Below are 24,616 nucleotides of genomic sequence, written 5' to 3' on the forward strand. Positions count from 1 at the left end.
TTCTCCTTCTACGCTGCTACTTCTAAAGTAGCTAATAATTTATTATTGCTGGCCATGCGCACGACATTGCCGATCACGATAATCGCCGGGCTTTGCAGCTTTTCCTGATGCACAGCCAGCGGCAGCATGGCCAAAGGCGCACTGACATGCCGCTCCGTCTCCAGAGTGCCATGCTGGATAGCAATCGTCGGCATGTCATGCTCCATGCCGGCGGCCAGCAGGTTCCTGACGATTTCCGAAACTTTCTTGATCCCCATGTAAATGACCAGCGTTGTTTTGCTCGCCACCAGTGCATGCCAATCCAGTGGCTCACCATCCTGCGTGTGTCCGGTCAGCATCGTGACGCCATGCGTATACTCCCTGTGCGTGAGTGGAATACCCATGCTTGCCGGCACTGCAATACCGCTGGTCACACCGGAAATCACCTCCAGATCGATGCCGGCATTGCGCAAAGCCAGCATTTCTTCGCCGCCGCGGCCAAACAGAAACGGGTCGCCGCCCTTCAGGCGCACCACGGTCTGCCCCTGCTCCGCCAGCGCGATCAGCATGCGGTTGATAAAGTTCTGCGGCGTTGACTGGCAGCCACCTCTTTTCCCGACATTCACCACGCGCGCCTGCGGGCAATGCTCCAGCACTGCCGCATTCACAAGATCATCCACCAGCACCACATCAGCAACCGCCAGCGCCTTTACGGCTTTTAACGTCAGCAACTCAGGGTCGCCCGGGCCTGCGCCTACTAAAAAAACTTTACCTGTCATGTCTGATTCAGCCTTTTAATCACTTAAATGTTTTCGTTTGCCTGCCAACTTTGTTGAGTAAAGTCGTGCGCCCTAAGACCTGATGTCGAATTGATTGACATAGGCATCCGGGTCGGTTCCATCCCAAACCACGCCATCCATCAGGCGGCTTGTCCGCATCGGTTGCTGCTGGGTATTGATTTCCATGGCATGCGCAGCCTGCGTATACATATCGATACGGTTCACCTTGCTGGCCAGCGCAAGATAATCCGGTGCAGTCTTCAGCAGACCCCAGCGCCTGAACTGGGTCATGAACCACATCGCGTCAGAGAGATAAGGGAAATTAACTTTTCCGCCGTCAAAGAATTTGACGGCATTGGCGTCATGCCATAGCTTGCCGTTACCATCGTCGTAATCGCCTACAAAGCGATCATGGATGACCTGCCTGGGGGCATTGACGTAATCCGGACCGGCAAGCATATCCGTCACCTGCGCGCGGTTATCCATCACATCCAGATAGCGGCAGGCTTCGAGTATCGCCATGATCATGGCACGGCAGGTCTGCGGGTACTGATCCGCGAACTCGGCAGTGACGCCCAGCACCTTCTCGGGATGATTCACCCAGATATCCTGGCTGGTCGCCACCGTGAAGCCGACCTGGTCATAAATGGCACGCGCATTCCAGGGCTCGCCGGCGCAATAGCCGGCCACATTGCAGCTGCTGATATTGGCTACCATCTGCGGCGGCGGAACGACCACGGTCTTAACGTCGCGCAGCGGATCGATACCATGGCTGGCTAACCAGTAGTAAAGCCACATGGCATGCGTGCCGGTGGGGAAAGTCTGCGCAAAGGTTAATTTGGAAGCCTGTTGCTTTAAGAAGCTGCTTAAATCGCTGCCGCTATTAACGCCCTGAACCTTTAACTGGTTGGATAAGGTGATCCCCTGGCCGTTATGGTTAAGCGTCATCAGCACCGCCATGTCTTTCTGCTGGCCGCCTATGCCGAGTTCAACGCCATACACCATGCCATAAAGCGCATGTGCCGCATGCAGGTCGCCACTGATCAGCTTGTCGCGGATAACTGCCCAGGAGGCCTCTTTGTGCAGCTTGATATTGATGCCATATTTTTTGTCGAAACCCATTTTCGATGCCACGACAATAGGCGCGCAATCGGTCAGGGGAATAAACCCGACCTGCACTTCTGACAGCTCTGGCGCAAGCTCCGACTTTACTGAACTTTTTAAAACCATATCAATCACCTAATATAAAAACCAGAATCCTGAAAACAAAAAAGGCGTCCTGCATCCGGTTAAAATAACCATTGCAAGGACGCCTTTGTCCGCGGCAGTACCCACTGCCATAATCCGTTTACTGCCTGGTACCGGACATGATCCACCCGGTACCGCATCACCGTCCCCAACCACTAAAGCTGCTTCGTTGCCGCTTCAATGACTTCTTTTGCCAGGACTGCAATACGCTTGTTCTGCCGCATCGCCATGCTTCGCAACATTGCATAAGCATGATCTTCATCAAAACTGTGCTCTTTCATCAGGAGCCCTTTTGCTTTTTCAAGCACCTTGCGCTCCGCCAGCTTGAGCTTTGCCTCGCCCAATTCATCCCTTAAGGATTTGACCTCTTCAAACCTGACAACCGCGGCATTGATCACCGGCATCAGGCTCTCGCTTGGCAAGCTGCCGACCACATAAGCCGACACACCCGCCCTGGTCGCTTCGCGCATCTTCTGAATGTCGCCGTCATGCGTAAACATGACAATCGGTTTAGGCACGGTTTCATTCATGACACAGAGATTTTCCAAAGTATCGCGGCTTGGTGAATCCGTATCGATGATGACAATATCGGGCTGCAGCTCACGCACTGCATCATCAAGGTTCTCAGTGCTGGATAAATGGGCAATCACCTGATAACCGGCATCTGTTAAAGACTGCCTTAGCGGCGCAGTTCTCACCAAATCATCATCAACCAACATTACAGAAAGCATGCATAACCTGAACAAAGCATTTAGCAACATAAAAGCAACTTGCATGCCAGTTGAAAAAACATAGGCTAATGCATTGAAAAGTAATGGGAAATAATATTTTATGGATTTTCAGCGCATGCATTGCCAATAAGCGGTGCACCATAGACGTGCAGCAGCACTAAAAAAATCATCCATAAAGGAGCAAACCGCTGCAACGCATGATCCAATTGCGCCGGCCGTGCCTTCCCAGTGCGCGCAGGGGTTTATTGACACAGCGAAACCTTTGGATAGGGCTTTAGCTTCCAACTGTCCGGTTCATGCCTAAAGTTTCCCCTATACGGACTTTTCCAGGCACACCAGTGGCTTAGGCTCCATATCCCCATGCACCCCACAGCGTTATCCACAGAAATTGTGGAGTGCTGCTGCCGTCATGGTTCCATGATGAACAAAGTATGGTTAATATTGGTGCAATATGCCGTTCACAATGCATGCACGCGAGCAGCGTGAACTCAGATAGACAACGGGGGTCTTAAAGCCAGGAGTGACGCAGCATGATGCTATTGAACGGAATGTATTGATTGATAGTAGAATCAAACATACTGATTATCACAACCAATAAATTTAAACATAATCATACATGGTCAATTTTAATTACACCCATTACAAACTCCAGCCCATTTACCGCTTCAGTGTGGCGCTTATCTTCTTCGCGCTTGCACTGATTTCCCGCTTTACGTTTTTGACGCATGCAACCGGCGGACCTTTCGTGACTTTTTACCCGGCAATCATATTGAGTTTCTATTTCTGCGGCACATTCCCGGGCGCCATGGTCGCGGTGCTATCCGGGCTTGCCGGCTCATATTACTTTATACCGCCTTACAACCAATTCTCCGGGCACATCCACATTTCCAATGCCATCATTTTTTTCTCGATTACATCGACCCTGATCGGATTTTTCATTTCCAGGCTGCACCGTTATATCGAGGAAACCAATGTCATCCTTAATAATGAAATGATCGGCAGCATGATGCTCAGGGATAGAAAAATCATCTGGTGCAATAAAGCCATGAGCACGATCCTGGGTTATACGCAGTCCGAGTTGTTAGGCTCTTCGACCAAGATGCTGTTTGCGGATGAAGCCATGTACGAGACCGTGGGCAGGAATGCCTATCCGCTCAAGAGCGGCGCTCCTTACCGTACCCAGTTCGAGATGAAAAAAGTCGATGGACATAAGGTATGGATAGAAATCAGCGGCGCTGCAATCCCCTATGACTCCGGTTTATCCTTATGGCTGGTGAACGATATTTCGAAACTGAAAGCGCTGGAGGAAGAACTCAAGCACCAGATTGACCATGACTTCCTGACCGGTCTGCGCAGCCGCGCATGGTTCATGGAGCAGGCAACCATAGAGCTGCATCGTGCCAGCCGCTTCAACACCCCGCTATCGCTGCTGATGCTGGATATCGACTTCTTTAAGCTTGTGAATGACACTTACGGCCACCAGGCCGGCGACATCGCACTGAAAAGCGTTGCCCAGTTCATGCAGAAGATCCTGCGTGACTTCGATATGTGTGCCCGCATGGGCGGAGAAGAGTTCATGATTCTGCTGCCGCAGACAAACCAGGATAAAGCGCTTGAGGTCGCAGAACGCATCAGGCTGTTCATCCAGAATACACAAGTACCGCTGCCGACTGGCGAATCCTCTTTGCAGCTGACTGTTTCGATAGGCTTATCCTCTCTGTCATCCAAAGAGGATAATATTGATGACCTGATCAACAAGGCAGATAAAGCCCTTTACCAGGCCAAGCATACCGGCAGAAACCGGGTTTGCGTTGCAGGGTTGCCTGACAGCCAGCCATCGGACAGCCAGGAAACCGTACTTTAAACCCGGCTCAACAAAACCGGTTGAAGCCATACCTGGTGAAAACGGCTTTTGCCTTATCGCCTTTCATATAGTGATAAAACGCTGCGGCCTGCGGACTTGCTCCTTTGACCAAGGCCAAAGGATAAATGACAGGGTCATGGCTTGCCTCGGGGAATGTCGCGACGGTTTCAACTTTTGCCGAAACCCTGGCGTCGGTCTCATAGACGATGCCTGCCGCGCATTCGCCGCGTTCCACAAAAACCAGCGCGGCGCGTACATCCTGCGTCCCGACCAGCCGCATTTTAATGGCATCCCACCAGGCCAGGTTTTTTAATGCCTGTTTTGCATAGATCCCGATCGGTACCGATTCGGTTTCCCCCGTGCACAGCCTGCCACTGAATGCAGCGCCGAAATTGAATTTCCTGTCCATTTCAACCTTGAAAGCCTTACCCCTGGGGGCGATCAATACCAGCTGGTTACCCAATAGATTGGTTCTGCTGCCGGGGTCAATCAAGCCCCGCTCCTGCAGGTAACCCATCCATCTGGTATCTGCCGACATGAAAATATCGGCAGGCGCGCCCTGCTCGATCTGCTTGGCAAGCGTGGACGATGCCGCAAACGACGTTTGGATGCTGACAGCCTTTTCTTTCTCATACTCAGCGGCAATTTCCTGAATCGCATTCGTCAGGCTGGCTGCTGCGAATACTGTAATTTTCTGCTCGGCCTGTGCAGCCATGGAAACACTTACCGCGCAGATGGCAAGGCATAAAAGTAATTTGTTCTTTAACATGTTTTTTCCTGATGTATTCATTATCGGTTGAAGTTGACCCAGTGCTAGAAGTCATACTGGGCGCGCAGATTGATCGCCTGCTCTTTGTCTTCACGCTTGCCGTTCACAATAATACCGCTGTCAAAACTGGTGCGTACATAATTCAGCACCAGGCGTGCATTCGGATTGAATATCCATTTCGCACCGGCGGTCCAGGCATCTGCCTTGGTTGCAGTGTTTGCGACCTTGATTGATTCAAAATCCGAAGCGTCGAACTTGCTGTAGCGCAGCCCCAGCTCGAACGCACCCCAGCCGGCCTTGTCGTCAAAATTATTGTTCGGCTTGATACGGCCGAATACGCCGCTCTTGTATGCATCGGCATACTGCTCTCCGGTAAGCATCCAGTTGATATCCGCATACCAGGTTTTGATATCGTTATCGAATGCCGTGCCGGGAGCGGCCGCACCACGCCTGCCTTCGAAGTTCGCCTGAATATATTCAGACTGTAGCTTTACCGGGCCATAAGCAAAAGCGGTTTCAAGGCCAAAGCGGTTTCTGTCTGTCTTTTCCGTGTTGATGAAATTTCCCACGCTGAAGAACTCGACACCGTTACCTTCCGTTTTCTGCTTGATCGCTTTGGTTGTCGGGGTGGTGAAATCAATGCTGCCTTTGCTCACAGATGTACCCACATGCAATACCAGGCTCTTGCTGTCAGTCAGCTTCGCCAGGTTTGCATTCAGCCTGGCTCCGATATCCTTGCTGTCCTTAGCGTCATCATTGTTCTGGCCGCTGCCGTTCACTGCATACACATTGTAATTGACCCATGGCAGCAGATCCCCATGTATCATCACACCGCGGTCATAGGTAGAGTTAAACACCGTGCCATTGCTTGTTGCCAAGGATATTTCCGTAAAATCGGTAAAGTTCGTGCTTTGCGCACGCTCCAGGCCAAACAGCGGTTTAAACTGGCCAACGCGTATCTTGGCGGCAGACCAGCGCGTAAAATCAAGGTAGCCATAAGTCAGGGCGGTTGTCCCCTTGCTGCCGGCATTGTCATTTGCATACTCGCCTTCAACCCGCACGGCAAAGTCTTTCAGGAATGAAAATGTACCGCCAAAACGTGCGCGACGGATACTGAAAGTATCATTTGCCCAGTCATCCGGCCGGTAATTCTGGTAATCAGCCTGCACCCGCCCGTTTAACTGCAATTTCCAGTCCCCGGTGCCATCTTCAAATACCAGGCCGTCTTTGAACCCGCCATAGATGGGATTGCCTTTGCTGCTGCCTTTTTCTTCTGATTTAACGATCTTGGACTGGCTGACCTGGTTGCCCAGCCCCACCAGTTCTTTAGTCAGGATATCAAGCTGCTGGTCCTGCTCCGCGCGCTGCTGGATCAGCTGCTGCACTTTGTTTTCCAGCTCCCTGATGCGTGACTCGGCATCATCGAGCGCCAGCACCGTGGCTGGATAGGCTGCCGTGACCGACAGTGCAATGATAGACCGTAAAAAATGGTGACTGATATGCATAACTCCCCCTTATGACAATATGATGAAATGACGGCTTGCCGCCTATATTGCCATTCTCTCACGACTATCGCTATATTCAAACGGGAATAACGATAAAAACTAACCATCAGGGGCATGATGATCAGAAACGCATCATTGCTTCCCGGTTGACTGCTTCAGCGTTGATTAATCGGCGGTGATGAGGTGTGACAGAATCTGGTCAAGCTCTGCCTGGGCTGACAGATGCGCTTTCGCTACCGCATCGCGATAGTTTTTAAGCATGCTGCGGCCGAGCTCGGTCAGTTCCGCCCCGCCCCCGTGATGCCCGCCCGGTGAGCTGGTGACCAGGGGCTGGTCAAAGCATTTGTTCATGACATCCACAAGCTCCCAGGCCCTGCGGTATGACATCTGCATGCGCTTAGCGGCAGAAGAGATAGACCCGCAGTCATCAATGGCTTCAAGCAAATCCGCTTTGCCCGGCCCCATTGCGACTTTGTCACCGCACGCAATCCTTATCTTTAAAATATCATTAGCCATGCCTGTAGTTTAATGTATTTAAAACGGATATGAGCAGAATTCTCCATTGATAAGGTTGCTGCTCATGCGCCAATAAAAAAACAGCCTTCATCTGAAGGCTGTTTTTTACATCCAATCCCGGTTTATGGTTAATCCCAGCTTAACGCACCGCCGGTCTGGTACTCCGTCACCCGCGTCTCAAAAAAGTTCTTTTCTTTCTTAAGGTCCATCATTTCACTCATCCAGGGAAATGGATTGTTTGCCCCGGGATACAGCGCCTCCAGGCCAATCTGCTGGCAGCGGCGATTGGCAATGAAGCGCAGGTACTCTTTGAACATGGTCGCATTCAAACCCAGTACACCGCGCGGCATGGTCGCCTCTGCATACTGATACTCAAGCTCGACACCGTGCTGCATCAATGCCTTGATTTCATCCCTGAATACTGGCGTCCATAGGTGCGGGTTTTCAAGTTTGATGGTATTGATCACATCAATACCGAAGTTGCAGTGCATGGACTCGTCGCGCAGGATGTACTGGTACTGCTCGGCGGCACCCTGCATTTTATTCTGGCGGCCGAGTGCCAGTATCTGCACAAAGCCCACATAGAAAAACAGGCCTTCCATGATGCAGGCAAATACAATCAGCGAACGAAGCAGTTGCTGGTCGGCCTCCGGCGTACCGGTTTTGAATTCCGGGTCAGTCAGCGTATTGATGAACGGGATCAGAAAATCATCCTTTGCCTTGATGCTGGGCACCTCCTGATAGGCATTGAAAACCTCCGCTTCATCCAGGCCCAGGCTTTCGACGATATACTGGTATGCATGCGTATGGATCGCCTCTTCGAACCCCTGGCGCAGCAGATACTGGCGGCACTCCGGCGCGGTGATATGCCGATAGGTGCCCAGCACGATATTGTTGGCAGCCAGCGAATCCGCCGTAGTGAAGAAACCCAGGTTACGCTTGACGATCAGGCGTTCATCCTCGGTGAGCGCCGTGCTGTCTTTCCACTGCGCAATATCACGGCTCATGCTGACTTCCTGCGGCATCCAGTGATTGGCACAACCCGCCAGGTATTTATCCCAGGCCCAATGGTATTTGAATGGCACTAATTGATTGACATCCGTTTGACCATTGATCATGCGCTTATCCGAGGCATTCACGCGCCCCGGCATTGTAGCCTGGCCTGCCGCAAACGCTGAAGCCGTGCGTGTTTCCGCGGCGGGTGCTGCCGTCAGCCCTGAGTCGGATGACTCCGTGTATGTTTCATCTTCAAATGTAAGCATGTTTATTTTTCCTTATTTTCCACTGGCTCGCCCGCTTATTGGCAAGATTCGCACTCAGGGTTGTCAATCGAGCACATTTTTGGCGCAGGCTCATTCACACTGGGCACGGCCGCTACGACGGCATTCAATTCACCGCCGGAACCGGTAGATTTCTCGGCTGCAGTAGCGCCCATGGAACGCAGGTAGTAGGTCGTTTTCAAGCCGCGCTGCCAGGCCAGCATGTAGGTGTCATTGAGCTTTTTGCCGGATGGCACAGCGAAATACAGGTTTAGCGATTGCGCCTGGTCTATCCATTTCTGCCGGCGTGCAGCCGCTTCAATCAGCCAGCTTGGGTCAACATCAAAGGCTGTCGCATAAAGCTGCTTGATATCCGCAGGCACACGGTCGATAGGTGCCAGTGACCCATCAAAATACTTGAGGTCGGACACCATCACAGCATCCCACAAACCACGGTTTTTAAGGTCAATCACCAACTGCTCATTCACGATGGTAAATTCACCGGAAAGGTTGGATTTGACATAAAGGTTCTGGTATTCCGGTTCGATGCTTGCAGAAACGCCGACAATATTTGAAATTGTCGCGGTCGGCGCAATCGCTACGCAATTGGAGTTACGCATGCCTACTGCCTGTATGCGCTTACGCAAGGCATCCCAATCCAGGCTTGCACTCCTGTCCACTTCCACATTGCCGCCGCGTTCATTCAATAACAGATCCAGCGTATCAAGCGGAAGAATGCCCTGATCCCACAAACTGCCTTTAAAGCTTGAATACGCACCGCGCTCTTCCGCCAGCAGGGTTGAAGCCCAATAAGCGTTGTAACACACCATCTCCATGGCGCGGTCGGCAAACTCAACCGCTTCATTGCTTGCATACGGAATACGCATCGCATGCAGGCAGTTCTGGAAACCCATGATGCCCATGCCCACCGGGCGGTGGCGGTAATTGGAGTTCCTGGCCTTGCCCACTGCGTAAAAATTAATATCCACGACATTATCAAGCATGCGCATCCCCACTTTGATAGTCGCCCGCAGCTTATCGTTATCCAGCACCAGCTGCCCATTGACTTCTTTCAGGTGCTGCAGAAGGTTCACGGAACCCAGATTGCACACTGCAATCTCGGTATCGGAAGTGTTCAGCGTGATTTCCGTACAAAGATTGGAGCTATGCACCACCCCTACATGCTGCTGCGGCGAGCGGATATTGCACGGGTCTTTGAATGTAATCCATGGGTGGCCGGTTTCGAACAGCATGGAGAGCATCTTGCGCCACATCTGCAATGCCGGGATGCGTTTGAACAGCTTGATCTCGCCATGGTCCGCGCGGCGCTCATATTCGACATAAGCCTGCTCAAACGCCTTGCCATATTTGTCATGCAGGTCAGGCACGTCTGAAGGCGAGAATAAAGTCCACTCCCCGTTTTCCGTCACACGGCGCATGAACAGGTCAGGGATCCAGTGCGCAGTGTTCATGTCATGCGTACGGCGGCGGTCGTCGCCCGTGTTTTTGCGCAGATCTAAAAACTCTTCAATATCCAGGTGCCAGGTTTCCAGGTACGCACACACCGCCCCTTTACGCTTGCCGCCCTGGTTCACCGCAACCGCGGTGTCGTTCACCACCTTGAGGAATGGAATCACGCCCTGGCTTTTACCGTTGGTGCCTTTAATGCGGGCGCCCAGCGAGCGCACAGGGGTCCAGTCGTTGCCCAGGCCACCGGCGTACTTCTGCAGCATCGCGTTTTCCTTAATGCCCTGGTAAATGCCGTCCAGGTCATCGGTCACGGTGGTCAGATAGCAGGATGAAAGCTGTGAATGCAGCGTGCCGCTATTGAACAGCGTAGGCGTCGAGCTCATGAAATCAAAACTGGACAGCACATGATAGAATTCGATGGCTCGGTCTTCGCGGTCAATCTCGTTGATGGCCAACCCCATTGCCACCCGCATAAAGAATATTTGCGGCAGCTCGATACGGCGCTCTTCGATATGCAGGAAATAACGGTCATACAGCGTCTGCAAACCTAAATAACCAAACTGGAAATCACGCTCCGCAGCCAATGCCGCGCTTAGTTTCTCAAGATCGAACTGGGCGAGCCTGGCGTCCAGCAGCCCGGCCTCTATCCCCATTCTGACGTAGCGCGGGAAATACTCGATATAGTGCATTTTCATTGCGGCCTGACTCACGCTTTCGCCCAGCACTTCGGCGCGCACGAGGTCGAGCTGCAGGCGGGCGGTCACGTAGTTGTACGCCGGCTCGGTTTCTATCAGGCTGCGTGCAGACAGGATCAAAGCCTTGCGTACCTCATCAAACGGGATGCCGTCATACAGGTCGCGCACGGCCTGTCCGACAACGAGGTCTGGACGCACGGCTTCACCCAGGCCCTGGCATGCTTCTTCCACCATGGCGGTCAGCACCCCGATATCCAGCGGCGCCAGCTTGCCATTTACATTCACATTCAGCGCATGCACAGGCTCCGGTGCTGCCTGGCTGGACTTAGCCGCAGCGCGTTCCGCATTCCGCTTTTCCCTGTACAGTACATAAGCGCGTGCTACGTCATGATTGCCGTTACGCATGAGCGCCAGCTCAACCTGATCCTGAATATCTTCAATGTGAATGGCACCGCCGGCAGGCAAACGGCGTACCAGCGCGTTATTCACCAGCTGGCTCAGGATCGCCACCTGGTCGCGCACACGCTGTGAAGCCGCGCTGTGATTGCCTTCTACGGCCAGGAATGCTTTAGTGATTGCAATCGATATTTTATCCAGGTGGTAGGCAACGACATCACCATTACGGCGAATCACCTGCAATGTGGGTAAAGGCTGCAATGACGCGGCATTCAGGCCATTGATATTAGACGTACTGATATGATGTGATACTGCATCATCCATTTTGATTTCCCTTTTCTCAAAGGGCAGGACACTTTTTATCCATAGCGCATCATCAGCAATCAACTGACGATCAATCTATCAAATAAAAACCAGCATGGCGGAATGAATGCGCGCAGGCAACCATTCCATCTGCCGAGGACACCCCGCCTCAAACGTTATAAAAATTACTTTTACATATTCAAACCATGTAAAAAATGTCTACGGCAGGTCTCCTGGCTCTCAGGTCGATGCACTTTGCCAGCCTTCCCACATCAAAAGATGCAGTGGCAGATATGGCAAACTACTCGCTGATTACAGTTGCGGGGGCAGCTGCGGCATTGCGGCTTTAACGATAAAAGCCACGCACCGCATTCCCTATTATCTTAATTCAAGATCAAGAATTAAGAACCGTATGCATTCACTATAACGCAATATGGCGTGTTATTTCAAGCACAAAACACAATATATAGCTAAATATTCAATATAAATAGCTATATATATGTTTATCAAGAGATTATGATTGAACAGCGGCGAATTGTTTTCTCAGCGCTTTTGCCACATTCACCATGTTGTGCAGTGCCAGCTTGGTTTCAGTCCAACCGCGTGTTTTCAGACCGCAATCCGGGTTGACCCAAAGCCGCTCTACCGGCACCACCCTGACTGCGTGATACATCAGCTCCTGCATGGCGGCCACCGTAGGCACGCGCGGCGAGTGAATATCGTATACGCCAGGCCCGATCTCGTTCGGGTAATCGAATTCACCAAAGGCATCCAGCAGCTCCATCGCCGAACGTGAGGTTTCAATCGTAATCACATCGGCATCCATGGCTGAAATCGCAGGCAGGATATCGTTGAACTCGGCGTAGCACATGTGCGTATGTATCTGCGTATCATCATGCGCGACGCTTGCACTGAGCCTGAAAGCCCGCACTGCCCAGGCCAGGTAATTCGCCCAGGCTGCTTTTTGCAGCGGCAGGCCTTCGCGCAATGCCGGCTCATCTATCTGGATAATGGCAATCCCCGCCTTCTGCAGATCGTCGACTTCATCGCGTATCGCCAGCGCCAGCTGCATTGCGGTAGTTTCACGTGATTGGTCATCACGTACAAACGACCATTGCAGCATCGTGATCGGGCCGGTAAGCATGCCTTTCACCGGCCGTGCCGATAGCGACTGCGCAAAGCGCGCAACATCTACCGTGATAGGTTCAGCCCTGTATACATCGCCATAAATGACCGGCGGCTTCACGCAGCGTGAACCATAGCTTTGCACCCATCCGTTCTCGGTAAATGCATAACCGGCAAGCTGCTCGCCAAAAAATTCCACCATGTCATTACGCTCGGCTTCACCATGCACCAGAACATCCAGATCCAGTGATTCCTGCTCGCGGATGGCGTATGTGATATGGGTTCGAATGTCGGCATCATACTGCTTCCGGCTAATCTCCCCCCTTTTGAGCTTTGCCCGGTTGCTGCGGATATCGTCTGTCTGCGGAAATGAGCCTATGGTTGTAGTCGGCAGCAGCGGCAGTTTCAAACGTGCTTTTTGCGCTGCCTGACGCGCCGGAAACAAGCTGCGGCGATTTTCATTCACCTTGTCCAACGAGGCAATGCGTGCTTTTACGACCGCAGAATGTACGCGGCCGGATGCTGTGCGTGAAGCGACAGCCGCGCGCGATGCCGCGAGTTCAGCTGCAACCGAGCCAACGCCGTCATTGAATGCTTTTGCAATGATGCCCAGTTCATGAATCTTTTCATCGGCAAATGCCAGCCATGACTTGATTTCCGCATCCAGTTTCAGCTCATGCACCAGCGTCACGGGCGTATGCAGCAATGAGCAGCTTGGCGCCAGCCACAGGCGTCCTTTCAGCCTTTGCGCCCATGGTTCCAGCAATGCTATCGTCTTATCCAGGTCGTTGCGCCATATGTTGCGGCCATCTACAACCCCGGCCGACAGCACCCAATGGCTGGGGATTGCATTCACCCAAGGTCCCAGCTGCTCCGGCGCCCTGACCAGGTCTACATGAATGCCATCTACCGGCAAAGCGGCAATAAATGCCTGGTAGCGTGAGGTGTTGGCAAAATAAGTGGTCAGCAGCAGCTTGGGGCGCGCGTTCCTGAAACAGGCATAGGCATGTTCAAAGGCTTTTAACCATGCATCATCCAGATCAAGCGCAAAAACAGGCTCATCGATCTGTACCCATTCTATTTGCCTGATGTGCAGCTCCTGCAATAGATGTGCGTACTGTTTGGCTAACGCCGGCAACAGATCCAGCTTGCTGATATCACGCGCCTTGCTCAGGTATAAAAAGCTGACCGGCCCCAGCAATACCGGCTTGACTGCTGCGCCCGAATTCCTGGCTTCTTCCAGCTGCACCAGGTAATCGTGGGCGTTTAACGAGAACACGGTATCTGCATTCAGCTCGGGCACGATATAGTGATAGTTGGTATCCAGCCATTTGGTCATCTCCATGGCCGGTTGTTCAATGTTGCCGCGCGCCATTGCAAAATATGCGCTTTCCGGAGAGATGTTCTTGGCGCCAAACGGCGCTTTGCTGAATCTTTTCGGTGATGCGCCAAACAGCACGCTGTGGTCAAGTACATGGTCATATAAGGAAAAGTCGTTACTTGTCACAAAGCTCAGGCCTGCGTCCTGCTGCTTCTGCCAATTGCCGGCGCGTAACCGGCGTGCTGTTTCCTGCAAATGCTCAGGCGATGATTCGCCGCGCCAGAATGCCTCCTGTGCGAATTTAAGTTCACGTTTTTCACCTATGCGGGGGTAGCCCAGAATGTGGGTCTTTATTGTATGTTGCGTCATCATTGATTCTCACTTCATGGAAAGGCGTGCATTCTGTGACGCATAACGATTTTAATAAAGCGAGAATTTTTAAGATAAATTTGAATTAAATTCATATCTAAATTAATATCCGGCCATCATGATAGAAATTCGCCACCTTAAATCACTCAAAGCCATTGCTGAAACCGGCAAGCTGGGCTTGGCCGCCGAACGCGTATTCCTGACGCAGTCGGCCTTGTCGCACCAGATACGCGCGCTGGAATCCCACTATGAGATCACGCTGTTCAAACGCAGCGCACAAGGACTGCGCTTTACCCCGGCCGGCCAGCGGCTGCTGGAACTGGCCAATGAACTATTACCGCTCATAGAGAAATCAGAACGTGACCTTATCCGCTTAAAAAACAACCGTTCCGGCGAATTGAGAATCGTACTGGAATGCCACACCTGTTTTGACTGGCTCACGCCAGTCATGGATGTTTTCAGGCGTGCATGGCCAGAGGTGGAAATCGACCTGGTCGCCGGTTTCCACAGCGACCCATGGCATTTGCTGCATGAAGGTAAGGCCGACTTGGTCATAGGCGGCTTGCCGGAAAAAATCGGTAGCCTGGAACACCAGCCGCTATTCAAGTTTGAAATCATGGCGGTGCTGCCGCCGGATCACGGCAAGCGCAGCAAAGCCCGGTTCCAGCCTGAGGACTTTATGGATGAAACGCTGATTACCTACCCGGTACCTGAAGAAAGGATTGATATCATCCGCAATATACTCAAGCCGGCCGGTATCAATTTCAAACGCCGCACGGCAGAGCTCACGATCGCGATCATGCAGCTAGTGGCGAGCCGCAGGGGGGTCGCGGCGTTGCCCAGCTGGGGAATCCAGAGTTATGTCGACCACGAATATGTCATAGCCAAATCGATCGGGCAGAAAGGCCTCTGGTCAGAACTGCATGCCACCGGCACATCGGAAACCATCTCGCTGCCATTCACCATCGACCTGATCAACATCATCAAAAACACCTGCGCGGCGAATTTAAAAGGCATCAAGCTTTTACACAACACCGGAAAATGACTTTGCTGCCATCGGCATGTCCGGCTTCACCTATCCATGGCTTACGCATCACATGCCGAGATAGGTTGGCCCGCTGCCGCCTTCCGGCGGTTGCCAGACGATATTCTGGGTCGGGTCCTTGATGTCGCAGGTTTTGCAGTGAATGCAATTCTGCGCATTGATCTGCAGATGATCCGCCCCCTGCTGCCTGATAATTTCGTATACGCCAGCCGGGCAATAGCGCTGCTCAGGCGCATCATATTCTGCCAGGTTAATAGCGATCGGGATATTCTTATCCAGTAACTTCAAATGGCAGGGCTGGTTGGTATCGTGGGCGATATTGCTTAAGCTCACCGAGTTGAGCCTGTCAAAACTGTAAATGCCATCAGGTTTAGGATAGCTGATCTTCGGCATCGCCGCAGCAGGCTTGATGCACTCATGGTCAGCCCTTCTGTGCCGCAGGGTCCACGGTAAATGCAGCCCGATAGCGGCCAGCCACATCTCGAGCCCGCTGAACAGCATGCCTGCCCAGCTGCCAAATGCCGATAACAGCGGTTTCACGTTGCGTACGGCATACAGGTCGCGCCATACCCATGATGCACGCAACGCCTGCGGATAAGCATGCAGCAGCCGCGATTGTTCTACATCCTCGCACCCCAGCGCTTCAAAAACCGCCTCTGCCGCCAGCATGCCGGACTTCATGGCATTATGGCTGCCTTTGATGCGCGGCACATTAACCATGCCGGCCGCGCAGCCGATCAGTGCGCCGCCGGGAAATATCAGCTCCGGCCAGGATTGGATGCCGCCTTCACTGATCGCCCTTGCGCCATAGCTTAACCGTTTGCCTTCATGCAGCAGCGGCTTGATCGCCGGGTGTGTCTTGAAACGCTGGAACTCGTCATAGGGCGACAGGTGCGGATTGGCGTAGTCCAGGTGCACGACAAAGCCAATGGAAACCAGCTGCTCACCATAATGGTAAATAAAGGAGCCGCCGCCGGTATCGCTATCCAATGGCCAACCCAGGCTATGCTGCACCAGCCCCGGCCGATGCTGTTCAGCAGGGATGCGCCAGACCTCTTTGAATCCCAAGCCATATTTCTGCGGCGATGCATGCTTACGCAAGCCAAAATGCTTTTCCAGTTCACGCGTCAGTGAACCGCGCGTGCCTTCAGCCACCAGCGTATATTGCGCCCTGATCTCGATACCCTGGGCAAACTGCGCAGTAGGTTCGCCATTGGCATTGCGTCCCATATCGCCGGTAATGATACCGGCCACTTGTCCGTCTTCGTTATAAAGCATCTCCTGTGCCGCAAAACCGGCATAGATCTCGACCCCCAGGCTTTCTGCCTGCTCCCCCAGCCAGCGGCAGACATCGCCAAGGCTCGCGATATAATTGCCGCCATTATTCATCAGCGGCGGCATCAGCCAGTGCGGGATTTTCCAGGCTTTGCGTTCACTCAATATCAGAAACTCATCTTCGCCTACGGCAGTATTGAGCGGCGCACCCTGTTCGCGCCAACCTGGGATAAGCGCATTCAGCGCAATGGGGTCTATCACCGCTCCCGATAGTATATGCGCCCCGACCTCGGCCCCTTTCTCCAGCAGGCATACGCTCAGCTCCCTGCCAGACTCGGCGGCAAGCTGCTTGAGCCTGATTGCCGCGGCCAGCCCCGATGGTCCCGCCCCGACGATCAGGACATCATAGTTCATTACATCACGCTGTACATTTGTCATCTCTTTACTGCCCTTCAGGATATTTCCGGCAAGTTCACCTGATCGCTGCGCTCAACGCCGGCGGTCATTGCCTTGCATAAAGTTATAAATTCACGCATGCCTGTGGTCTGGTATTTCTGTTTATGCCATAAAAAATAGAAATACCTGCCCAGATCAAGGCCTGGGGTTGCGAGCGGCACCAAACTGCCGCGGCGGAAGGCGTCCTTGAGCGCCAGGCGCGATATGCAGCCTATGCCAAGCCCGGACTCGACAGCACGCTTGATCGCTTCGGTATGCTCCAGCTCCAGCCTGATGTGCAGCCTGGCATGGCTGTTATGAAATGCGCGGTCAAAGGTTGCCCGCGTGCCGGAGCCTTTCTCGCGCAGTATCCATTGTTCCTGCAGCAGCTGTTCCATCGTGATTTTTTCCAAACCGGCCAATGGATGATGCGGGGCGGCAAACACCACAAGCTCATCCGCCACCCATGGCTGAACCTCGATATCGGCATGGTTGCAGTCGCCTTCTATCAGCCCCAGGTCGAGTTCATGTCTGGCGATCTGCTGCACGATCGTACTGGTGTTGTGGACCTGCAGCTGGATCCGGCTTTCCGGGTGCTCCTGCAAAAACCTTGCCACCAGCATCGTTGCAAGATAGTTGCCCACCGTTAATGTTGCGCCGATTTTCATATGCCCGAAACCCGCGTGCCCATGCAGCAGGTTCTCGATTTCCTTTGCACGGTCCAGCAGCTCCACGGCGCGGGGTAGCAGCTGCTGCCCGGCTTCGTTGATGCGCAGCGATTTGCCCAGGCGGTCGAACAGCTGCAGGTCGAACTGCCGCTCAAACTCGCTCAATGCCGTACTGGTTGCAGACTGCGAAAGTGCCAGCTCTTCGGCCGCACGCGATACGCTTTCAGTGCGGCTGATCGCAACAAATATCTCAAGCTGTCTTAAGGTATATTTCATAGGACCTTAGTATTTTTGAAATTCGAACCTGCAAATCAAATATCTATAAAATAGATATAAACTATCTTAACAATCAATTTAACTTATATTATACGCCACTGTAAAATGCACAGCAATTGCAAAGGAAGCTGTTATGAAAATACTAGTCGCAGTAAAACGTGTGGTCGATTACAACATCAAGGTTCGCATCAAACCGGATGGCTCAGATGTCGATATTGACGGCGTCAAAATGAGCGTGAATCCATTTGATGAGAATGCCATCGAGGAAGCGCTCCGTCTTAAGGAAAAAGGCATCGCCACTGAAGTCGTTGCGGTTTCATTTGGCACCGCAGCCAATCAGGACGTGCTCAGGCATGCGCTGGCCATGGGTGCTGACCGGGCCATACTCGTAGACAGTGATGCAGCGCTGCAGCCATTGGCGGTGGCAAAACTGCTGAAATCCATCGCTTCACGCGAGCAGACGGATATTGTCCTTCTGGGCAAGCAGGCCGTTGATGACGACGCAGGCCAAACCGGCCAGATGCTGGCGGCATTGCTCGATTATCCGCAGGCAACCTTCGCATCGGCACTGGCAGTGAACGGGAACGAGATTGCAGTGACACGCGAAGTGGACGGCGGCACCGAAACCCTGGCGCTGGATCTTCCCGCCGTGATTACCGCAGACCTGCGCCTGAACGAACCGCGCTTTGTAAAGCTGCCTAATCTGATGATGGCACGAAAAAAACCCATAGAAACCATCAGCGCAGCGGAACTGGGTGTTGACGCGACACCGCGCCTTAAACTTCTGAAAGTGTCAGAACCACCTGCCAGAAAAGCCGGCATCAAGGTCGGCAGCATCACGGAGCTGCTAGAAAAATTGCGTACCCATGAAGGAGTCCAGCTATGAAAACCCTAATCCTGGCCGAGCATAACGGCACAGAAATCAACCCATCCATTTACCAGGCGGTCACGGCTGCACAATTCTGGAACTTGCCGATCGAGGTACTGGTGGCCGGCAGCAATATCAGCGCCGTTGCACAGCAGGCAGCTTCAATTACCGGAGTAAGCCGCGTGCTGCATGCAGATGCCGAACATTTAAGCCACCAGCTGGCAGAAGACTTGGCTAAACTGATTGCCGCCACAGGCCGCGAATACAAGGTCATTCTTGCGGCGCACTCATCATTCAGCCGCAATATCTTGCCGCGCGCTGCTGCGCTGCTTGATGTAGCCATGATTTCCGACGTATTGGAAATCCAGGCAGACAATACTTATGTGCGTTCGGTCTATGCCGGTAACATTTACACCACGATCCAGAGTGCAGACGCCATCCAGGTGCTCACCATACACGGCAGCAACTACCCGGCTGCGGGTGCAATTGAAAACAAAGCACATATCCAGCAGCTTGAGGCTCCGCCAGCACAGCGCAAGTCACGCTGGGTATCGGAAACACGCAGCCAATCAGACCGCCCGGCTTTAAGTTCTGCCAAAGTCGTCGTTTCCGGCGGCAGGTCATTGGGCAGTGCCGCCAGCTTTGAACAAGTGCTGGCACCGCTGGCCGAAAAACTCGGGGCTGCCCTGGGCGCCACGCGTGCCGCTGTCGATGCCGGATTTGCGCCTAACGATATACAGGTTGGCCAGACCGGCGTTGTCGTGGCACCTGAGCTTTACATTGCAGTTGGCGTGTCTGGCGCGGTGCAGCATACCTATGGCATGAGAGACAGCAAAATCGTAGTGGCAATCAACCAGGATCCTGACGCGCCGATATTCCAGGTTGCGGATTATGGGCTGGTAGCGGATTTATTCGAAGCCGTGCCTGCACTTACGGCAGCTGTTCAATAACCGGAAAAGAAAGAATCATGAGTAAATATTCAACCGAATGCGTCCTGAGTGTCCATCACTGGAATGACAGCCTGTTCAGCTTCAAGACCACGCGTGACCCTGGCCTGCGTTTTGAAAACGGCCAATTCGTGATGATAGGACTGGAGGTTGACGGACGCCCCCTTACACGCGCCTACAGCATTGCCAGCCCCAACTATGAAGAGCATCTGGAGTTCTTCAGCATCAAGGTTCCCAATGGCCCCCTGACCTCGCGCCTGCAGCACCTGCAGCCAGGTGACGAGTTGCTGGTGAGCAGGAAACCTACCGGCACCCTGGTGATCCATGACCTGAAGCCTGCCAAAAACCTTTATTTATTATCCACCGGTACCGGTCTCGCACCTTTCATGAGCCTGATCCAGGACATTGAAGTCTACGACCGCTTTGAAAAAGTGGTATTGATACACGGGGTTCGCCAGCTCAGTGAGCTCGCCTATGCCGATTTTATTGAAAATACACTGCCCAACAATGAGTTCTTTGGTGAAGAAGTCCGGAGTAAATTGATTTACTACCCTACAGTCACCAGGGAGCCGTTCCGCAACCAGGGTCGGCTCACCGACCTGATCAATTCCGGCAAGCTGTTTGAAGATATCGGATTGCCACCGCTGAACCCTGAGAACGACAAGGCGATGATATGCGGCAGCCCGCAAATGCTTGCCGATACGGAAGCACTGCTGGATGCCCGTGGATTCAAAGTATCGCTGCGCATCGGAGACCCGGGGGATTATGTGATTGAACGCGCCTTTGTAGAAAAATAAACCTTGAACTGCCGCCATGGGCTGAATGCCACCACCCAACCCATGGCATTCATGATGCTGGCTGCAATCAATCAAACCTGCGCAGGAACATAATCTGTATTTCCAGCATGATTCCCTGCAACCAGCAATTCAAAATCATCAATCGGCACCGGCTTGCTGAACAGATAGCCCTGGAATGCCCGGCAACCATGGCCTGACAGGAACTGCATCTGCGCCTCGGTTTCCACGCCTTCCGCCAGCACTTCCAGCCCCAGGCTCAGGCCGAGGGTGATGATGGTGTTCACGATGCTGGCATCGTTGCTGTCGATCATGACATCCCGCACGAATGACTGATCTATCTTCAGCTGATCCAGCGGCAGGCGCTTGAGATACGACAGCGAGGAATACCCGGTACCGAAGTCATCCAGCGAGAAGCCTAGCCCTTTGGCTTTAAGCACCGTCATTTTTGCGATGATGTCTTCGATATTTTCCACCAGCATGCTTTCGGTCAGCTCTAATTTCAGCTTGGATGGATCCACCCCGGTTCGATCGATCAGCTGGGTGAGCTTGTCAACAAAATCAACCTGCAGATACTGGCGGGGGCTGACGTTAACCGACAGCACCAGGTTTGCGGTATGCGGCTTATTCGCCCATGACAGCAACTGCCTGCATGCGCTGTCCAATACCCAGTCGCCTATCTGCAGAATCAGACCGGTATCCTCTGCCAGCTGAATGAAATATCCCGGCATCACCAGGCCGCGGTGCGGATGATTCCAGCGCAACAGCGCTTCGGCACCGACGATATGCCGTTCCTGATTCAGCTGGGGCTGGAAATACAGCACGAACTGCCCGTAAAGGATACCCATATGCAAGTCAGCCTCCAGTGCAACCCGTTCACGGACAAGCGCCTCCATCTGCGGGTCAAAAAAGCTGAATGTATTGCGCCCGGAATCTTTGGCTTTGTACATGGCCAGGTCGGCACGCCTTAGCAGTTCGTCTACAGAGGTAGGCGTATCATGGTTGAACAGCGTAACGCCTATGCTTGGCGTGGTGTGGTGTACATAACTATTGAGCCGGAAAGGCGCTTTAAAACTCAGCAGAATCTTTTCGCACACCGTGCTGGCCTGTACTGCCGCTTCCCTCAGGTTTTCATCCAGCTCATTGATAATCACGACGAACTCATCCCCGCCAAGGCGACCAACGGTATCACTGTCACGCACACATTTCACGATACGCCGGGCGACTTCAACCAGCAGCATATCTCCTACATCATGGCCATGGGTGTCATTGAGGGATTTGAAATTATCGAGGTCGATAAACAGTACTGCGCCGGAATGATGGCTGCGCAAGCTTGAGGTCAAGCGCTGCTTGAGGCGGTCAATCAGCAGCTGGCGATTCGGCAAACCGGTCATTGAATCATAAAACGCAAGCTGCTGGATCTTCATCTCGGTCTGCTTGCGCTGCGTGATGTCCCGCATCACCGCCACCCAATGCGTGCTCAGGCCGACCACATCGCTGATGGGCACAATATCCAGTTCCAGCCAGATTTCCTCGCCGGATTTCTTATAGTGGATCACTTCTGTATGCACCGGCCGCCAGTCGCCAAGGGTCTGGCTTATTTTCTGCAGCTCTTCTTTCTGCGTATTCTTGCCATACAGGATACTTGACGACTTGCCGATCACGTCCTCGCGGCTGAAGCCGGTGATGCTCTCGAATGCTTCATTGACGAATATGATGCGGTGCCCCAGATCGTCGGTCGACGCCGATTCCGTAATCATCACGATGTCATTCAGCCTTGAAATCCCGCTTTCCAGCAATCTCAGGTGTGCCTGTGAATTATGGCGCTCAATGGCAATGCCCAGGATGTGCGAACATGCATCCACGAGTTCCAGCTCTTCATCGCCCGGAATATACGGCTCCCCATGATAGACCGCAAAGGTACCGATCACGGCGTGATTGCTTGACAGGATGGGAGATGACCAGCAGGCGCGCAAACCATATTGCATCGCATCTGCCCTGTAATTATCCCAGAACGGGTCATGTTCAATATCCGCGACAATAACCCGCCGCTTCTGATAAGCAGCCGCGCCGCATGAACCGTTTTTGCTGCCGATTTCCAGCCCTTCCAGACTCTGCATGTAAGCATCAGGGAGCTTGATCGCAGCACCTTTGCTCAAATGACGCCCATCACTGCTGATGAGCATGATGGCGCACATGCACTTCGGGAACTGCGATTCGATCAGCTTCACGGCGGCATGCAGCACTTCCGTCAATGGCGCGTTCGCTGCAATACGTTCAAGAATGGCGTTCTGGCCTGCCTTGAACGCTTCCAGACGCTTGCGCTCAGAAATGTCCTGGAACGCCCCCTGCAACCGTACAATCGTGCCATCCGCATCCCGCACTGCCTGGCCTATGGTGCGTACCCAGATACGCTTTCCTTTGGCAGTTATTTTTTCCAGCTCAAGGTCATAAGGCGTACCGCTCTGAATGCAATGACTGACCGCAGTCTGTATTTTCAGCTGGTGCTCCGGTACAAAAAATGAAACCCCCTCCTGAATAGTAGGCGAATGGCCGGCAGGCATGTCATGAATTGCTGCCACTTCATCTGACCATGTCACTTTTCTGCTTTCGATATCCATGATCCAGCCCCCCAGGTGCGCAGCGCTGCCGGCTATTTTAAGCAGGTTTTCGGCACGTTCGCGCCGCTCGATTTCGTCCTGGAGTGCAATAGTACGGCTTCTCACATTGCGCCGGATTTGCAGGTTCCAGGTAAAAACCAGCCCCAGCAATATCAATACCGAAACTGCGGCAAAGGTAATCCAGCGAATAATCCTGTGCTCTAAAACACTGCTGCTGTAAATAAAACCTGCGAGATTGTAATCAGCCGGAATAATCCCAAGTATGGCCAGCGTCTTGGCAATACTCTCCCAGCGCTCTACATTCATGTGGCCGAACTCGACAACATCGGAAAGCACATATGGCTCCATAATGCCGGCTTCTTTAAGCAGGATGTCATAGGTGATTCCGTGTTCGGAAACACCGGGCATGCCGGCAATCAGCCTGGCGATTTCCTCACGGTGTTCAAATGCATAAGCCCAGCCTTTTTTGGTAGCGCGTAAAAATGCATCTACACGCTCGGGATGCGCGGTGATCTCACGTTCGTTGGTAAACAGGACATCACCGTAAAAATCAATGCCATACTTCTGGGTGCTTAATATCGAAGGGTGATACCCCATCGCCTCAAGCTGGGCGGGCTCAGCCGTGGCATAGGCCGAAATGACATCTACATTCCCCTTGATCAGGTCTTGCAGCTTCCATGTGTGCGGCAGCAGCGTCACGCGCTCAAGGCCAATACCCGCCTTATTCATCATGGCTTTAAACTGGGTTGCACCTTGATTGTTGGAAAGCATGATGCGCTTGCCGATAAGGTCCTGCGGGCTGTTGATGTTTTTCTCGCTCAGGCTCAGCAGCACATAAGGCGAGTGCTGGAAAATTGACGCGATCGCTACGACCGGCTTCCCATTGACGCGCGACATTAAAACATCAGAATCAGCAATGCCATATTGTGCGTCGCCTGAAAGCACCTGCTGGAGCGCAGACACACCCTGGCCACCCTCGACAATGTTCACATCCAGGTTTTCCTGCCGGTAAAAACCCTGGCTCTGCGCTGCATAATAGCCAGCGAACTGAAATTGGTGATGCCATTTCAGCTGTAATGTGATTTTTTCGGTTGCGCATGCGGCGCCGGATGCAGCAATACCGAAACCAGACAGCAGTGCCAGCCGCAAAAAGGCTCGCAGGAATACTCGCTGGAATACTCTAAGTACAATAGTTAACTTCACTTTTTGCTGCGTCACCTTAAGTTCTATTTCTTACCGAGAGTCTACAAACCAACCATATCACCAATATGGCTCATATCTTGTCACAATAGTTAAGATTAAACCAAGTGATATTTATTTAATTTCACCGTATAGAAAAGGACAAAGGGCACTCAAGC

General features: G+C 52.8%; 17 protein-coding genes and 1 riboswitch. Of the genes, 5 read left to right on the forward strand and 12 right to left on the reverse strand.

Going from position 1 to position 24,616, the window contains the following annotated elements:
- Positions 1-8: 8 nt before the first annotated feature.
- The 3 genes from cobA to GQ51_RS02840 all read right to left on the reverse strand — a co-directional run bounded on the left by cobA (position 9) and on the right by GQ51_RS02840 (position 2,737).
- Positions 9-758: a uroporphyrinogen-III C-methyltransferase gene (gene cobA / locus GQ51_RS02830; protein ID WP_047549522.1), complete on the reverse strand. Its 750-nt coding sequence runs from the start codon at positions 756-758 to the stop codon at positions 9-11.
- A gap of 72 nt (positions 759-830) precedes the next feature.
- Positions 831-1,988 carry a CmpA/NrtA family ABC transporter substrate-binding protein gene (locus tag GQ51_RS02835; protein WP_052177666.1) on the reverse strand — a complete coding sequence of 386 codons (1,158 nt, stop codon included), beginning with the start codon at positions 1,986-1,988 and terminating at the stop codon, positions 831-833.
- Positions 1,989-2,161: 173 nt separating this feature from the next.
- Complete coding sequence (locus tag GQ51_RS02840) at positions 2,162-2,737, reverse strand: ANTAR domain-containing response regulator (protein WP_047553690.1); 576 nt, start codon at positions 2,735-2,737, stop codon at positions 2,162-2,164.
- A gap of 616 nt (positions 2,738-3,353) precedes the next feature.
- Here GQ51_RS02840 and GQ51_RS12000 point away from each other — a divergent pair.
- Positions 3,354-4,601 carry a diguanylate cyclase gene (locus GQ51_RS12000; RefSeq protein ID WP_052177667.1) on the forward strand — a complete coding sequence of 416 codons (1,248 nt, stop codon included), beginning with the start codon at positions 3,354-3,356 and terminating at the stop codon, positions 4,599-4,601.
- A 7-nt stretch (positions 4,602-4,608) separates the two neighbouring features.
- On the opposite strand, the gene modA is transcribed toward GQ51_RS12000, so the two are convergent.
- From modA to metE, 6 genes are all read right to left on the reverse strand, one after another.
- A complete protein-coding gene (modA, locus tag GQ51_RS02850) occupies positions 4,609-5,370 on the reverse strand; it encodes a molybdate ABC transporter substrate-binding protein (protein ID WP_047549528.1) in 762 nt (253 codons plus the stop codon).
- 44 nt (positions 5,371-5,414) lie between these two features.
- The gene (locus GQ51_RS02855) at positions 5,415-6,875 is read right to left on the reverse strand and encodes an OprO/OprP family phosphate-selective porin (RefSeq protein WP_088178122.1); all 1,461 of its coding nucleotides are present in this window, start codon (positions 6,873-6,875) and stop codon (positions 5,415-5,417) included.
- Between the two features lie 165 nt (positions 6,876-7,040).
- Positions 7,041-7,391, reverse strand: a complete 351-nt coding sequence (locus GQ51_RS02860) for a winged helix-turn-helix domain-containing protein (RefSeq protein WP_047549531.1) — start codon at positions 7,389-7,391, stop codon at positions 7,041-7,043.
- Between the two features lie 128 nt (positions 7,392-7,519).
- Positions 7,520-8,653: a ribonucleotide-diphosphate reductase subunit beta gene (locus GQ51_RS02865; RefSeq protein ID WP_047549533.1), complete on the reverse strand. Its 1,134-nt coding sequence runs from the start codon at positions 8,651-8,653 to the stop codon at positions 7,520-7,522.
- 35 nt (positions 8,654-8,688) lie between these two features.
- The gene (locus GQ51_RS02870; protein WP_047553699.1) at positions 8,689-11,535 is read right to left on the reverse strand and encodes a ribonucleoside-diphosphate reductase subunit alpha; all 2,847 of its coding nucleotides are present in this window, start codon (positions 11,533-11,535) and stop codon (positions 8,689-8,691) included.
- 185 nt (positions 11,536-11,720) lie between these two features.
- A riboswitch (cobalamin riboswitch) is annotated at positions 11,721-11,942 on the reverse strand.
- Positions 11,943-12,028: 86 nt separating this feature from the next.
- Entirely contained in the window at positions 12,029-14,329 is a 2,301-nt protein-coding gene (gene metE, locus GQ51_RS02875) for a 5-methyltetrahydropteroyltriglutamate--homocysteine S-methyltransferase (RefSeq protein ID WP_047553702.1), read from the reverse strand.
- Between the two features lie 118 nt (positions 14,330-14,447).
- Between metE and GQ51_RS02880 the strand changes: the two genes are divergently transcribed.
- Positions 14,448-15,374: a LysR family transcriptional regulator gene (locus tag GQ51_RS02880; protein ID WP_047549536.1), complete on the forward strand. Its 927-nt coding sequence runs from the start codon at positions 14,448-14,450 to the stop codon at positions 15,372-15,374.
- 48 nt (positions 15,375-15,422) lie between these two features.
- On the opposite strand, the gene GQ51_RS02885 is transcribed toward GQ51_RS02880, so the two are convergent.
- Entirely contained in the window at positions 15,423-17,087 is a 1,665-nt protein-coding gene (locus GQ51_RS02885; RefSeq protein ID WP_047549538.1) for an electron transfer flavoprotein-ubiquinone oxidoreductase, read from the reverse strand.
- A 14-nt stretch (positions 17,088-17,101) separates the two neighbouring features.
- The gene (locus GQ51_RS02890) at positions 17,102-18,028 is read right to left on the reverse strand and encodes a LysR family transcriptional regulator (RefSeq protein ID WP_047549540.1); all 927 of its coding nucleotides are present in this window, start codon (positions 18,026-18,028) and stop codon (positions 17,102-17,104) included.
- A 133-nt stretch (positions 18,029-18,161) separates the two neighbouring features.
- Between GQ51_RS02890 and GQ51_RS02895 the strand changes: the two genes are divergently transcribed.
- The 3 genes from GQ51_RS02895 to GQ51_RS02905 are packed head-to-tail and all read left to right on the forward strand — an operon-like array spanning position 18,162 to position 20,640.
- Positions 18,162-18,914, forward strand: a complete 753-nt coding sequence (locus tag GQ51_RS02895) for an electron transfer flavoprotein subunit beta/FixA family protein (RefSeq protein ID WP_047549543.1) — start codon at positions 18,162-18,164, stop codon at positions 18,912-18,914.
- Entirely contained in the window at positions 18,911-19,846 is a 936-nt protein-coding gene (locus tag GQ51_RS02900; RefSeq protein WP_047549545.1) for an electron transfer flavoprotein subunit alpha/FixB family protein, read from the forward strand. The genes GQ51_RS02895 and GQ51_RS02900 overlap by 4 nt, the downstream gene beginning before the upstream one ends.
- Before the next feature lie 17 nt (positions 19,847-19,863).
- A complete protein-coding gene (locus GQ51_RS02905; protein ID WP_047549548.1) occupies positions 19,864-20,640 on the forward strand; it encodes a ferredoxin--NADP reductase in 777 nt (258 codons plus the stop codon).
- A gap of 71 nt (positions 20,641-20,711) precedes the next feature.
- Here the strand turns inward: GQ51_RS02905 and GQ51_RS02910 are convergent, their stop codons facing one another.
- Complete coding sequence (locus GQ51_RS02910) at positions 20,712-24,461, reverse strand: EAL domain-containing protein (protein WP_235276152.1); 3,750 nt, start codon at positions 24,459-24,461, stop codon at positions 20,712-20,714.
- Positions 24,462-24,616: the final 155 nt, after the last annotated feature.

The sequence above is a fragment of the Methylotenera sp. G11 genome, from assembly GCF_000799735.1.
Taxonomy (GTDB): Bacteria; Pseudomonadota; Gammaproteobacteria; order Burkholderiales; family Methylophilaceae; genus Methylotenera.

Excerpts from the sequence above, each read along its gene's own strand:
- cobA (WP_047549522.1), bottom strand. The coding sequence starts at position 758 with ATGACAGGTAAAGTTTTTTTAGTAGGCGCAGGCCCGGGCGACCCTGAG.
- GQ51_RS02835 (WP_052177666.1), bottom strand. The coding sequence starts at position 1,988 with ATGGTTTTAAAAAGTTCAGTAAAGTCGGAGCTTGCGCCAGAGCTGTCA.
- GQ51_RS02840 (WP_047553690.1), bottom strand. The coding sequence starts at position 2,737 with ATGCTTTCTGTAATGTTGGTTGATGATGATTTGGTGAGAACTGCGCCG.
- GQ51_RS12000 (WP_052177667.1), top strand. The coding sequence starts at position 3,354 with ATGGTCAATTTTAATTACACCCATTACAAACTCCAGCCCATTTACCGC.
- modA (WP_047549528.1), bottom strand. The coding sequence starts at position 5,370 with ATGTTAAAGAACAAATTACTTTTATGCCTTGCCATCTGCGCGGTAAGT.
- GQ51_RS02855 (WP_088178122.1), bottom strand. The coding sequence starts at position 6,875 with ATGCATATCAGTCACCATTTTTTACGGTCTATCATTGCACTGTCGGTC.
- GQ51_RS02860 (WP_047549531.1), bottom strand. The coding sequence starts at position 7,391 with ATGGCTAATGATATTTTAAAGATAAGGATTGCGTGCGGTGACAAAGTC.
- GQ51_RS02865 (WP_047549533.1), bottom strand. The coding sequence starts at position 8,653 with ATGCTTACATTTGAAGATGAAACATACACGGAGTCATCCGACTCAGGG.
- GQ51_RS02870 (WP_047553699.1), bottom strand. The coding sequence starts at position 11,535 with ATGGATGATGCAGTATCACATCATATCAGTACGTCTAATATCAATGGC.
- metE (WP_047553702.1), bottom strand. The coding sequence starts at position 14,329 with ATGACGCAACATACAATAAAGACCCACATTCTGGGCTACCCCCGCATA.
- GQ51_RS02880 (WP_047549536.1), top strand. The coding sequence starts at position 14,448 with ATGATAGAAATTCGCCACCTTAAATCACTCAAAGCCATTGCTGAAACC.
- GQ51_RS02885 (WP_047549538.1), bottom strand. The coding sequence starts at position 17,087 with ATGACAAATGTACAGCGTGATGTAATGAACTATGATGTCCTGATCGTC.
- GQ51_RS02890 (WP_047549540.1), bottom strand. The coding sequence starts at position 18,028 with ATGAAATATACCTTAAGACAGCTTGAGATATTTGTTGCGATCAGCCGC.
- GQ51_RS02895 (WP_047549543.1), top strand. The coding sequence starts at position 18,162 with ATGAAAATACTAGTCGCAGTAAAACGTGTGGTCGATTACAACATCAAG.
- GQ51_RS02900 (WP_047549545.1), top strand. The coding sequence starts at position 18,911 with ATGAAAACCCTAATCCTGGCCGAGCATAACGGCACAGAAATCAACCCA.
- GQ51_RS02905 (WP_047549548.1), top strand. The coding sequence starts at position 19,864 with ATGAGTAAATATTCAACCGAATGCGTCCTGAGTGTCCATCACTGGAAT.